General features: G+C 38.6%; 14 protein-coding genes. 12 read left to right on the top strand and 2 right to left on the bottom strand.

The features are described from left to right. Window positions 1–122 precede the first annotated feature (122 nt). Window positions 123–1,277 (top strand): MFS transporter, encoded by a 1,155-nt coding sequence (locus tag JOC49_RS07300; protein WP_204663893.1) that lies wholly within the window; start codon window positions 123–125, stop codon window positions 1,275–1,277. On the opposite strand, the gene JOC49_RS07305 is transcribed toward JOC49_RS07300, so the two are convergent. Further along, window positions 1,265–1,795, bottom strand: coding sequence for an HD domain-containing protein (locus JOC49_RS07305; RefSeq protein WP_204663894.1), 531 nt, complete (start codon window positions 1,793–1,795; stop codon window positions 1,265–1,267). The genes JOC49_RS07300 and JOC49_RS07305 overlap by 13 nt on opposite strands. 107 nt (window positions 1,796–1,902) lie before the next feature. On the opposite strand from JOC49_RS07305, the gene acpS reads away from it, so the two are divergent. From acpS to JOC49_RS07345, 8 genes are all read left to right on the top strand, one after another. Then, the gene (gene acpS / locus JOC49_RS07310) at window positions 1,903–2,274 is read left to right on the top strand and encodes a holo-ACP synthase (protein ID WP_204663895.1); all 372 of its coding nucleotides are present in this window, start codon (window positions 1,903–1,905) and stop codon (window positions 2,272–2,274) included. 4 nt (window positions 2,275–2,278) lie between these two features. Beyond that, window positions 2,279–3,460, top strand: a complete 1,182-nt coding sequence (gene alr, locus JOC49_RS07315) for an alanine racemase (RefSeq protein WP_204663896.1) — start codon at window positions 2,279–2,281, stop codon at window positions 3,458–3,460. Between the two features lie 42 nt (window positions 3,461–3,502). After that, complete coding sequence (locus JOC49_RS07320) at window positions 3,503–3,742, top strand: hypothetical protein (RefSeq protein ID WP_204663897.1); 240 nt, start codon at window positions 3,503–3,505, stop codon at window positions 3,740–3,742. Continuing rightward, the gene (locus JOC49_RS07325; RefSeq protein ID WP_459251390.1) at window positions 3,726–4,100 is read left to right on the top strand and encodes a type II toxin-antitoxin system PemK/MazF family toxin; all 375 of its coding nucleotides are present in this window, start codon (window positions 3,726–3,728) and stop codon (window positions 4,098–4,100) included. Before JOC49_RS07320 ends, JOC49_RS07325 begins: the two co-directional genes overlap by 17 nt. A 10-nt stretch (window positions 4,101–4,110) precedes the next feature. Next, on the top strand, window positions 4,111–5,091 hold the full coding sequence (locus JOC49_RS07330; protein WP_204663898.1) for a hypothetical protein: 981 nt from the start codon (window positions 4,111–4,113) through the stop codon (window positions 5,089–5,091). Next, complete coding sequence (locus JOC49_RS07335; RefSeq protein ID WP_243423636.1) at window positions 5,081–5,851, top strand: WecB/TagA/CpsF family glycosyltransferase; 771 nt, start codon at window positions 5,081–5,083, stop codon at window positions 5,849–5,851. Before JOC49_RS07330 ends, JOC49_RS07335 begins: the two co-directional genes overlap by 11 nt. An 11-nt stretch (window positions 5,852–5,862) precedes the next feature. Further along, window positions 5,863–7,014, top strand: a complete 1,152-nt coding sequence (locus JOC49_RS07340; protein ID WP_204663899.1) for a 30S ribosomal protein S1 — start codon at window positions 5,863–5,865, stop codon at window positions 7,012–7,014. A 111-nt stretch (window positions 7,015–7,125) separates the two neighbouring features. Further along, entirely contained in the window at window positions 7,126–9,522 is a 2,397-nt protein-coding gene (locus JOC49_RS07345; RefSeq protein ID WP_204663900.1) for an ATP-binding protein, read from the top strand. Between the two features lie 26 nt (window positions 9,523–9,548). On the opposite strand, the gene JOC49_RS07350 is transcribed toward JOC49_RS07345, so the two are convergent. Next, window positions 9,549–10,136, bottom strand: coding sequence for a 5-formyltetrahydrofolate cyclo-ligase (locus JOC49_RS07350; RefSeq protein ID WP_204663902.1), 588 nt, complete (start codon window positions 10,134–10,136; stop codon window positions 9,549–9,551). Window positions 10,137–10,276: 140 nt separating this feature from the next. Here JOC49_RS07350 and ftsE point away from each other — a divergent pair, with 140 nt between their 5' ends. Genes ftsE through JOC49_RS07365 form a run of 3 tightly spaced genes read left to right on the top strand, consistent with a single transcriptional unit; the run spans window position 10,277 to window position 12,990 of the window. Next, window positions 10,277–10,963, top strand: a complete 687-nt coding sequence (ftsE, locus tag JOC49_RS07355) for a cell division ATP-binding protein FtsE (RefSeq protein ID WP_204663904.1) — start codon at window positions 10,277–10,279, stop codon at window positions 10,961–10,963. Then, window positions 10,953–11,846, top strand: a complete 894-nt coding sequence (ftsX, locus tag JOC49_RS07360) for a permease-like cell division protein FtsX (protein WP_204663906.1) — start codon at window positions 10,953–10,955, stop codon at window positions 11,844–11,846. The genes ftsE and ftsX overlap by 11 nt, the downstream gene beginning before the upstream one ends. Before the next feature lie 10 nt (window positions 11,847–11,856). Further along, window positions 11,857–12,990 carry a murein hydrolase activator EnvC family protein gene (locus tag JOC49_RS07365; protein ID WP_204663908.1) on the top strand — a complete coding sequence of 378 codons (1,134 nt, stop codon included), beginning with the start codon at window positions 11,857–11,859 and terminating at the stop codon, window positions 12,988–12,990. Window positions 12,991–12,992: the final 2 nt, after the last annotated feature.

Raw genomic sequence — 12,992 nt, forward strand, 5'->3', positions numbered from 1 at the left:
ATGTTAAAATGTAGGAGTAACTACTTGAATTCTTCGTAGGTTCAGCGAAAATATCGATTTTTAATGGTTTTCGTAAAACGACGTAGAATTTAGGGTATACTAAATGAAACGGAGATAAAGGCATGAATAGGGGTGACAAACTGGTACTTTGGGGCAACTATTTTGGTTTTGTGGTAATGGGAATGATTGTTGTGTCATTTGGGGCAACAATGCCCTTTATACGTGAGTCTTTTAATTTAGATTACGAACAAGGGGGAACCATGTTGGCCCTGTTTTCAGCCAGTTATCTTGTCAATGGGTTTTTAGGCGGAACACTATCGGATCGTTTCGGTATTCAAAAAACCATAGTACTGGGCAATCTTTTGTATGTGATGGGCTTATTAACCATGGCTTTTACACCTTATGCAATGGGACTCTTTATTGGTGTGGTAATTACTGGAATGGGATGGGGATTTTGCAACACAGGAATCAATGTGCGGGTTGCCCTTGAAACAAATGGAGATGGAAATGCAATGAGCTTATTGCATATGAGTTATGGCATTGGTGCATTTATCATACCACTTGTATTTAGCGGTTTCACAAAATGGGGATTGACCTGGCAACATACACTCGTCTTTTTAGGTGGGCTTGCAACGATTTCCCTAATACTGTCCATTAAAATGAAAGCCCCTCTTAGAATAGAAAAGAAAAAACAAAAAAATAAACCGATTCAGAGACGTCGGTTTATTGTAATCCTTACAGTTGCCTTAATTTTGTTTTTTTATGTTGGGTCTGAAAATAGTTTTAGCAATTGGTTGGTAACTTATTTAATTGATGAACTGGCATTTTCAGAATCATTTTCACAAAATGTCCTATCCACCTTGTGGTTGACAGTAATTGTCAGTCGATTTTTTGTAGGCAGAATCAGTCGGTTTATTAAGCCTTCTAAATTGATTTTTATAATGGGTCTGGGTGGCATAATAGGTCTGGCAGCTTTCAACGCAGCTGGAACACCCGTAACCGTTGTGGGGGCTGTTGTAATTATTGGCCTAATGTTTGCGGGCATTTATCCGATGACAATGACTGCTGCCCAACCTTCAATAGCTGGATCGGCAACGATAAGTGCCATTATTATATCTGGTGGTGGACTCGGGTCTACAATTCTACCGTATGTTACTGGTATTTTAGCGGGTCGATATGGAACGCCAATTATATTTACAACGGTTTGGATTACAATTGCAGCAATGAGTGTGTTTGCTGGCTTACATTATTTACTCGTTAAAAATCAAGACGCATGAAAGATTGCATTAATATAGGTTGAAAGTTCATGATACATGGGATGGTCTTTAATGGGTTCAAGTGCTTGTAAGACGGATTCATAGTACCATTTTTGCTGGTCATAACCCGCGTTAAACTGGTCCCAAATGGCCGCATTTAAATTTCTATAAATGGTTTTAATGTTTGAAATTTTGTCGGCACATATAATGTAGAGTACTTCTAAAGGGGATTCTTTCATCGCCTCTAAATAATTGACCTTCCGCTCTTTCCACGAAAGGGACTTGTTGGACTCGGAACACATAAACACATACTGGGCAACACGATTTCCAAAAACCTGCTCAATCTCGCTAAAAGTAGTAGACGTATCTTCTAAAGTATCATGCAAAATTCCCGCGATTATAACGGAATCGTCAAAGCCATTTTTGGCAAGCAATAGACCAACCTCCAATGGGTGGGTTGCATAGATAGCGTTGTCAATTTTACGTCGTTGTTGGTCATGTGCTTCTATAGCCATATGTATGGCGTGATATAAGTCCATAAGCGCCTCCTTTTGTATATAGATTTATTGTATCAAAACATGAATCGGATTTACAGATTAGTTTTTCCAATCTATAATGAGAATAGCATGAGTTTAGGAGGCCTTAAATGTTGGAATCGGGTGTCGATATTCTGGAAATTGCACGAATTGATGCGCTAATTCAGAAAAATCCAAGGTTTTTACAGCGTTTTTTTACTGAAAATGAACGCGAATTGTTTGAAAAAAGGCAGAATCGGGTTGAGACAATTGCAGGGAGTTTTGCTGTGAAGGAAGCGGTTTCAAAAGTTTTTGGGACTGGCATTCGAGGCTTTGAATTCCGGGATATTGAAGTGCTTAGAGATGCACTTGGAAAACCATATGTGGTTTTACACAATGACGCATTGGCACTTTTTAATTCAAAAGGGTTTGGAGCGCTTTCTGTTTCAATTTCACATTCTAAAAATTTGGCAATTGCCTTTGCAGTTGCATTGAAGGGGTGACTTTATGCAGTTCGACGGCAGTACAAGACCTGTATGGGCAGAAGTCAATCTAGATCATCTGGCCCACAATATACGCGAAGTGAAACGCAGTGTTCTTGAAACAACACTTGTAACAGCTGTAATTAAAGCAGATGGTTATGGGCACGGCGCAGTAGAGATTGGTCAAACTTTGCTGGACAATGGGGCAGACCGATTTGCTGTGGCAACTTTATCTGAAGCAATTCAATTAAGACATCACTTTAGAGATGTTCCAATCATGGTTTTGGGGTACACTCCTATAACTCTACATAAGCAGATTTTAGACCACCAAATTATTCAGACGATATATGCCTATGAACAAGCGGAATCTTTGAATAAAGTGGCAACGGCCTTAAAGTCTCTGGCACGGGTTCATATAAAGATTGATACAGGGATGCGTCGCCTTGGGATGCCTGTTGATGAGACGACTGTGAAAACGATTTTAAAAATGAATGCGTTAAAGAATCTTGAAATTGAAGGTATTTTTACCCATTTTGCAGTTGCGGATGAAAGGGATAAATCTTTTACAAACCTTCAGGTAAGCCGCTTTATGGAAGTTGTATCTGAACTTGAAAAAGCAGGCCTTGCAATCCCAATTAAGCATGTATCCAATAGTGCTGGTATTATAGACTGTCCAGAATATCAATTTGATATGGTTAGAGCTGGTATTATGTTATATGGACTCTATCCATCCAAGGAAGTGGACCACACACGCATTCGGCTGAAGGAAGTGATGTCTCTAAAAGCAGAAATCGCTCAAGTTAAGTGGGTTGAGTCTGGTGAAGGGATAAGTTATGGGTTGAAGTATAAGGTCGGGGGGCCGTCACAAATTGCAACCCTGCCACTGGGTTATGCAGATGGTTACAGCAGGCTTTTGTCGTTTAAGGCTCAGGCAATTGTCAAAGGACAGGTAAAACCTATTGTAGGTAGAATTTGCATGGATCAATGTATGATGGAAGTAAATGGACTTGATGTGGCTTCTGGCGATTGTGTCACCTTGTTTGGAAAAGTAGGCGCTCTTGAAATTTCAATAGATACTGTGGCTCAATGGCTTGGAACAATTAATTATGAAGTGGTGTGCATGATAGGAAAGCGTGTTCCAAGAAGGTATATTTCGCAAGGTCAAGTTGTTCATAACGTGGATTATAATTTAAAGAATATGGTATGATTACAGTGTAGAGAATTTGATCATGAGAAGTGGGGGATTTCTATGAAAAATCATTCTCGTTATTTGAATTCCATAACGAAAGCGTATGCCAATGCGTTTAAAACACATGGTGTTTCAAATCATGTCAAGGAATCCATAAATGTGTATCGGGCAGAAGATGTTATGAGAAGAGGATACGAAATCATGGCACAAATTAATTTGGACTTTTGTGAATTTGGACTGGTGGACTGTCTTTCGTCCATTGATCTGGCTGAAAAAAAATTGAATGGAGATGATAATTGAAGTGACTATTAAAAGAGGTGACGTTTATTTTGCGGATCTATCACCTGTTAGGGGGTCGGAACAAGGTGGGCAAAGACCGGTTCTGATCATACAAAATGATGTTGGAAACAAGTACAGTCCTACGGTTATAATTGCTGCTATTACGGCTAAAATAGATAAGGCGAAGTTGCCAACACACGTTGAAATTGAAGCATCCAAGGTGGGCTTGCTTCGAGATTCGGTTGTTTTGTTGGAGCAAGTTCGAACAATAGACAAAACGCGTTTGATTCAGAGGTTGGGAAACCTTGAGAAAGAAGATATGGTTTTAGTAGACAAAGCTTTAATGATAAGTCTCGGCCTTTATGACGAAGCGCAGTGAGGTGGCTATGATGAAATTAAAAAAACTGATTTATTTGGCTTTGATCGTGTTGGGGTTATGGATGGCTGTGTCCTTTATGATTCAAGGCATTTGGTCGCTTGTGCTGCCAGGACATGAAGTGCTTAAAAGTGTGGACTGGATGGGCATTAGTTTGGTGATTTTAACAGTTGTTTTAATGAAAGTAGCATTTGACCCTTCATTAAAGGTGGAACTTTTTATTTTGATATCCGGATTGATTGGACATGTGATTTTATTTTTGCTTGAGTCACAGATCTTAACCCAAATAAATTGGTACCTGTTGCATATGATTTTTGTATTGGGTGTCGTTGGTGTTTATATTGAGTTTTTAAAGGACCTGCTTTCAAGCGATTGGGTTTTTACGATTCGAAGTATTGTTTTAAAGGGAATTGGCTTTATAATAACATTTTCAATCCTACTGGGCATTGGACTTGTTTATCGATACGCTTTTATTGCATCTGTTGAAAGTCAATTGCCAAACCCTTTCGAACTGTGGACTTTTTTAGTTTATGTCCCAATGGTAGGCTTTATATATCTCCATAAATTAGGATTTAGAAGGTCAATTAGAGACCTTCAAGAAAAAGGTTATTTTATTGATGACTTAAGGGCAGCCTTTAAAAGTCAATTCCGTCATGGGGATTTGATGCTTTACGCCCTTTATGGTATGATTATATTTGGTTTTTTGTCAAATAGGATTTCTTATTTGATGTTGTACCCAATCATGGTAGCAGGTATATATTTTGCTGCTAGAGGGTATAAAAATTGGATGTTTCCTTTTGTATTTGCCGTTGCTTTTGCAGCTATGGCATATCTGAATGAAATGCATTTGATACTTTTTAGTTTAGAACATGCCCTAAATGAACTGGGATGGTTTGTTTTAAAGTGTTTTGCAGTAAGTTTTGCATTTCCATATGTGTTGGATATTGTGACACGTTTTGGAGTTGCAACATTCAGTAGCACAAATGGAGACTGATAATGGAGGGTCTATGGAGAGCAATCAAGAGAGTCGTATCGTTAAAATTTTTGGTGTTAAATTTGATCAACTGACTTTTGACGAAGCTTATGCTAAGTTTGTTCAGTATATGGCGGATGATACGACGCAGTCAATTTTTACACCGAATTCTGAAATTGTTATGAAAGCAGATGAAGATTCTGAGTTCAAAGCGGTTTTAAATTCAGGTGATTTGGTCATACCAGATGGCATTGGTGTCATTTTGGCGTCGAAAATTAATGGATTGGGATTGACAGAAAGAGTTCCGGGCATTGAAATGATGGGCCGAATATTAGAATATTGCAATTTGGCAGGAAAGTCTATTTACTTATTTGGTGGGAAACCAGGTGTTGCAGAAATTGCAGCAGAGAACATTCAAAAGAGTTTTCCAAATTTAAAAGTAGTGGGTTACAGGGATGGCTATTTTGAGGCTAAAGAGTCACCTAAAATATTGGATGCGATTAATGAAGTGAAACCAGATGTTTTATTTGTCGCTTTAGGCGCTCCAAAGCAAGAACTGTGGATTCATAAAAATCAGAAACTGCTAAATACCAAGGTGGCCATGGGTGTTGGTGGTGCTTTAGATGTATACGCCGGTGTTGTGAAACGTGCACCTGCAGTTTTTAGAAAAATTGGGTTGGAATGGTTTTATCGGTTGATAATTCAACCCTCGAGAATTGGAAGAATGATGGTGCTACCCAAATTTTTAATTAAAGCAATTCTCGCAAGATTTTTTAATTGAGGAGAAGTTATATGACAGATCATGTATCAATGAACGATTGGCTTGAAAAGTATGATGGTACTGAAAGAATATCCAAAGGGGATGTTCTTGAAGGCGAAGTGATTTCAGTTAATTCTGATGAAATTTTAGTCAATATTAATTTTATGGCAGATGGCATCGTTCCGAAAACAGAGATTCCTGAAGAGAACCCATTGGCTTATGCGCCTGGTCAAAAAGTATCCGTTTATGTTATAAAGGTTGATGACGGAGAGGGTAATGTGAGATTGTCTTTAACAAGGGCAGAAGGCTTGATTGTTTGGGATGAACTTTTAGAAATATTTAATCAAAATAAAACTTTTGAAATTAAAATTAAAGAAGCCGTAAAAGGTGGTGTTATTGCCATCTATAAAACAGCACGGATTTTCGTTCCTGCATCTCAATTGAGCATTGCTTATGTGTCTGACTTGAGTGATTATGTGGGCAGTAAACTTAAGGTTCGGTTGGTGGAATGCGTACCGGGCGATAAAAAAGCCGTGGCGTCTCATAAAGTTATTGAACTTGAAACCCGTCAAGTGGCGCGAAAAGATTTTTTATCGAGGGTATCTATTGGCGATCAATTAAGTGGCAAGGTTGTACGCCTTGCATCCTATGGTGCCTTTGTTGATTTAGGGGAGATAGACGGTTTAATCCATGTTTCTCAAATGTCATGGCGGCATGTAAAGCACCCTTCAGAAGTTATGAAGGAAGGCGATGTGGTGGATGTAATTGTGGTTCAAGTGGATCGCGATTCTGAACGTGTTGGCTTAAAGTTGGCTAAAGTGATGGAAAATCCTTGGGACACGATTTACACCATTTATCAAGTGGACGATGTTGTACCTGCTAAAATTACGCGGGTGACTCAGTTTGGTGCATTTGCAGAGTTGGAAGAAGGTATTGAAGGCTTGATTCACATTTCAGAATTGTCTGAATCTCATGTTTCTAGTGTTTCTGAGGTTGTAAAGGTTGGCGATTCGGTTGAAGTCTTAATTTTGGACATTGATGCTGACGCTCAAAAAATTGCACTAAGTCTTAAGGCGGTAGATTCTGAGCCGGAGACAGATTTTGCGGAATTTGTAGACGAAACAGATACAAAAGCGACTTTAAGTGATTTGTTTGCAGATAAATTAAAAAACTTAAAATTGTAATTTGAATCCAGAGTGTGCACACTCTGGATTTTTTTTGCTTGATTCAGTGACTATTCGGGTATTAAATGCGTATAAAGATTATACTAAAATAGGTACTTGTGGAGGCGGCATATGGAAAATTTAAAATTAAAATCGGACCAATTGATTAATCGATGTAATGAAAATAAGTTTCTATTTAAAACCACTGAAGAATTAGTGCCTATAAGGGGCATTATTGGACAAGAGCGGGCTAAGAAAGCCATGCAATTTGGGCTTACAGTGCCACAAAAAGGCTATAATATTTATGTTGCAGGTCAGTGGGGGTCAGGACGTAATAGCTTTGTAAATATGCTGACTGAAGAACAGGCAATCAAGCGACCAGCCCCTAGCGACTGGGTGTATGTCAATAATTTTAATGACCCTTATCAACCCATTGCAATAAAAGTTGAAAATGGCCAAGGCAAAAACTTCATCAGTCAAGTGGAGCGTGCAATCCGGTTTTTAAGACGGGGAATTGTTGAAATTTTTTCCAGCCGTGACTATGAAAATGCACGTCAAAAATTGGTTGACGCTTACAATGAAAAGTCTAACACGATCGTTGAGATGCTAAATCAACTGGGGGAAAAATTCGGGTTCGTATTTTCTTTAACTGAAAAAGGCATTGTCAGCATCCCTTTGAAGGATGGACAACCCATGAGTGAAGAAGCTTATAATGCCATTTCACAAGAAGAATATGAAATTTTGGTTGAGAATTCTCAAAAATTAAGTCTTGAGACAATTGATTTGTTCAACAAGTTGAGAATTGAAGAAGAAAATTTAAGACTCCGCCTTAAAAGTTTGGATGAACAAATGGGGCGTCACTTGGTAAAGTTTCATTTGGACAGCATTAAAGAAAAACACAAGGACAATGATGAAATCAAAGGGTACATTGAATTGCTTGAAAACGATATTGTTGAAAATTTGGATCAATTTAAGGATACTGAAGAAGAAGAGGATACAGCCAATCCACTTGCAATGTTTGCCCTTAAAGCAGAAAATCCAGAGTCATTTTTTGAACGCTATCGAATTAACCTTCTTGTGGACAATAGTTCTGTAAAAAGTGCCCCAGTTGTTTTTGAGTCAAACCCGACGTATTATAACTTGGCAGGGAGCATTGAATACGTCAATGAAATGGGCGTTATGAAAACCGATTTTACGATGATTAAGCCCGGTGCTTTGCATAAGGCCAACGGTGGGTACTTAATTTTATTGGCAAAAGATATTTTGATGAACTCTTTTTCTTGGAAAAGTTTAAAGAGAAGTTTGCTGGATGAAGCGGTAAGTATTGACTCAAAAGCTACTTTTTCAGGAGCCTTAATTTCTCAAACATTGAAACCGGAGCCGATCCCGCTGGATGTTAAAGTCATAATTATTGGTGATTATTATACGTATTCAATTTTAAGTGAATACGATGAGGAGTTTCAGAAACTTTTTAAGGTTATGGCAGATTTTGATGGGGAACTTATTCGAAATGAGGATACGTTAAATCACTTTTCAAGATTTGTTTCAACAAAGTGTCAGATGGAAGGCCTCAATCATTTTGAACCCGGTGCCGTGGCAAAGTTGGTGGATTATGCAACGCGTTTATCAGATGATCAAGGAAAATTAACTGCCCATCTGAAAACCATTGGCGATATTATCATAGAATCCGATACGTGGGCCAGATATTACAAAAGCCAAGTGGTAACACGTAGCCATGTTCAAAAAGCTTTGGATGAACGTATATCCAGATCAGATAAATACGAAAGACAGACTTTAGAATTGTTTGAGGAGGGTGTCTACCTTATTGATTTAGAAGGCTTTAAAATTGGAGAAATTAATGGACTCGCTGTCGTTGGTATGGGCCAGTATGCCTTTGGCAAGCCAAGTAAAATTACGGTTTCCACTTATCAAGGGCGTCAGGGCATTATTAACATCGAAAGAGAGGCCAGAACAAGCGGTAAAATCCACGATAAAGGGGTTATGATTCTAACGGGGTACTTAGGGCGCATGTTTGCACAAGACAAGCCTTTGGCTTTAACAGCCAGTATTGTTTTTGAGCAACTCTACTCTGGTGTGGATGGTGACAGTGCTTCAAGTACGGAACTTTATGCATTAATTTCCGATTTGTCCGGCGTCCCAATAAATCAAGCGATTGCTGTAACGGGCTCCATTAACCAACGTGGTTTTATCCAACCGATAGGGGGCGTCAATGAAAAGATTGAAGGGTATTTTAAAGTGTGCCATCAAAGAGGCCTGACAGGTGATCAGGGGGTTATTATTCCAAAGCAAAATATGAAGAATCTCATGTTGGATGAAAAGGTCATAGAAGCGGTTAAATCTGATAAGTTTCACATTTGGGCTATAGACCATGTGGACCAGGGACTCGAAATACTAACAGGAAGGAAATCTGGGAAACGCATGAAAAACGGTAAATTTGAAGCGGGCTCTATCTATGCTTTAGTTGATGAACGGTTGAGCAAACTCGCTAAAGAAGCTCAAAAAGAATAGGGGAAACCCCCATTGCATCTTGTTTTTTAAAGAGATGCAGTGGGGGTTTTAAAGTTTTTAAGTCCGTTTTCTGTAACTAAGGCATGCACGGGCTGATCATAGGTGTCTGTTGGTATATTCGGAACGCTTTGAATGGCAAATGCGACGCCAATTCTAGGCACTTTTTCAGATATTGAAGCAAACAAGCGATCGTAATACCCACCTCCGTAGCCAATTCGATAACCAGAATTGTCAAAGGCCACACCAGGTGTTAAGACCAAATCAATTGCATGTGAGGGGTGGTGTGGGTGAATTAACGGGTTTGGTTCTCTTATGCCGTACGGACTTACAATCAATTGGTTTAAATCTGTTACTTGATAAAATTGCATTATTTTACGAGAGGGATCAATTCTAGGCAGTAATAGAATTTTATTTAAGTCTAATAGCCATTGATTTATGGCATCTGTTTGAACTTCACTTTTGAAGTTAACAAATGAAGCCACACAGGTTGTTTCTTTTATGAAAGCTAGATTTTTAATGCTTTCAAAGATTGCCTCACTTTTAAGACATTGGGCTTCATGGCTTAAATTATTTCTTTTTCCTAGAACGCTTTTTCGGATTTCATTTTTTTCCATCGTATACACTCCAGATGTAATATTCTTTTAATAATTATACACTTAAAAAGCATGAAATGTACAGGTATAATAAGGAATAGGGTTTACGGTTTACGCCCAATTATATATAATTAGGAAAACACTTTGAATGGGAGAGTTTTATGATAGAATTTAGCAACGTCTCGAAAAGATATGACAACGGTGTTATGGCGTTGGATAATGTGAGTGTACAAATTGAAAAAGGCGAATTTGTCTTTCTTGTAGGACCAAGTGGCGCAGGAAAATCCACTTTTATTAAGGCCATTTTAAAAGAAGTTGAAATTACAACTGGAAAAGTTTTTGTAGATGATTTGCACGTTACGCGATTGCACCGAAGGCGCGTTCCTTTTTTAAGGCGAAAAGTTGGTGTGGTTTTTCAAGATTTTAGACTTTTACCCAATAAAACGGTTTATGAAAATATTGCTTTTGCAATGGAAATTGTTGGGACACCTCAGAGAAATATTCGTAAGCAAGTGCCCCTAATCCTTGCCTTAGTAGGCTTGTCTGGAAAGGGCAATTTTTATCCGAATCAATTATCAGGTGGCGAACAACAACGTGTATCCATAGCGCGGTCTATGATTAACAATCCGCCAATACTAATCGCAGATGAGCCAACAGGAAATTTAGATCCAGACACGTCGTGGGAAATCATGAAGGTCTTAAGAACCATTAACAGACGTGGAACAACAATTTTAATGGCGACACATGACCGAGAAATAGTAGACATTATGAAAAAACGCGTAATTGCACTTGAAGCGGGTAAAGTTGCGCGGGATGACAAAGTGGGAGTATATAGCTATGACGATTAAACCAATTTTTACATTAAAGGAAGCGATCAAAGGACTTTGGCGAAATCGTATGATGAGTGTTGCCTCTGTATCATCTGTTGCTGCGACGCTTATAATATTGGGGATTATTTTTGCACTGATTATAAATATTAATTCTGTCTCACAATCTGCAAAAGATCAGTTTGATTCCATACAAGCTTACCTTGATGATTCTGTGGAAGCGGCGCAAATAGAGGGTTTGAAAGAAGAACTTGAAGCGATAGAAGGTGTGTCACGTGTCCTTTATGAAAGTAAGACGGATGCCTTAAATCGAATGATGGAATCTTGGGATGAAAATGCCTATCTACTTGAGGGGTTGGAAGAAAACCCACTTCCCAATTCTCTAATTGTTTATTTGACAGATATTTACTATGCGGAATCTGTCCTTGAACTGATGGCTTCTCTTGAAGGGATAGAAGAAATAAAATCCTATCAGGATATAGTGGAAACCTTGCTATCTGTCACCGAGATGGTGCGCAAAGCAGGCATGCTTGTTATTTTTGTTTTAATTGCCATTTCCACATTTATCATTCACAATACGATTAAGTTAACGGTGAACAGCCGAAAAAGAGAAATCAATATAATGAAATACGTTGGCGCTACGAATTGGTTTATTAGATGGCCATTCTTGATGGAAGGGACTCTCCTCGGCCTTTTGGGGGCAGGTGTAGCAGCCGGTATTGTGAAATTGGGCTACGATTACCTATATCAAATTTTAGGCACTGATTTCTACGCCATTATTTCAGTATATATTATAAGACCAGAAGTGATGATGCCGGACGTGATTTTTCTGTTTGTGGTGATTGGTGCTGGTATCGGTGCCCTTGGAAGTATTTGGTCAATGAGAAAGTACTTGAATGTTTAGGGGGCGAAGGATGAAACAAATAAAAATATACAGTGTGTTTCTATTGATTGTAACCCTACTGTTTTCAGGCACGGTTTTTGCCAATGATGAATTAAAGCGTAGGGAACGTGAACTGGAAGAGTTGAAAGAGAAGATGGAAGCTTTAGATGCTGAATTGGACGCCAACGAATCCATGCAATCTGAAACCAATCGAAAAATAAAAAATCTTAATGTTGAAATTAAAGGACTGGAAAAAGAAATAGATGGTCTAGATGCAGAAATTGCCCTAACAGAAGATCGAATTGTTGAAAAAACAGGTGAAATTGAAGTTGCGGAAGATAAGATTTCTGACAAGAACATTTTATTAAACGAGAGACTACGGGTTATGTATAAAACTGGGTCAATCGGGTATTTGGAAGTTCTTTTTGGTGCGGAAGATTTTAATGACCTTTTGTCACGCATTGACATGATTCAAAAAGTTTTAATGCATGATCAGAATTTAATTCAGACATTAAAAGCCCAGCGAGATGATCTGGCTCAAAAAAAGTTAGACCTTGAGCACGTTAAAGATGAACTCTTGTCCTTGTTTCAAGATAAAGTTTCTAAACAAGACAGTTTGGAAATCGCCCTCAACAATTTGGTTGGCTATAAGGCGCAATTGCTTGAAGATGAAGTTGCCATGAAAGAAGTAGAAGAACAATTTCTAAAAGAGGCTAACGATCTTACTGAAATTATTAAAAATTTGGAACTTGCACCTGTCTATGTAGGTGGTGAAATGCTCTGGCCGGTACCGGGTGAGTACACCATTACATCCCCATTTGGGAATAGACTTCACCCTATAACCAAGCAATATAAAATGCACACTGGAATCGATATAGGTGCACCTATGAACACATCTATTGTGGCCGCCCAGACAGGTACCATTGTTTATGCCAATTGGTATGGTGGGTATGGAAAAACAATTATTGTAGATCATGGTGGGGGACACACAACACTGTATGCCCATTTGAATCAAATTTTAGGCGATGTTGGTTCTGTGGTGAAAAAAGGTGATATGATTGGAAAAATGGGAACTACAGGTGTTTCAACAGGATCCCATTTGCATTTTGAAGTGCGGATTAATGGGGACTACGTGGATCCGTATCCCTATATAACTGGAAATTGAGG

Source organism: Fusibacter tunisiensis (assembly GCF_016908355.1).
GTDB lineage: Bacteria > Bacillota > Clostridia > Peptostreptococcales > Acidaminobacteraceae > Fusibacter_D > Fusibacter_D tunisiensis.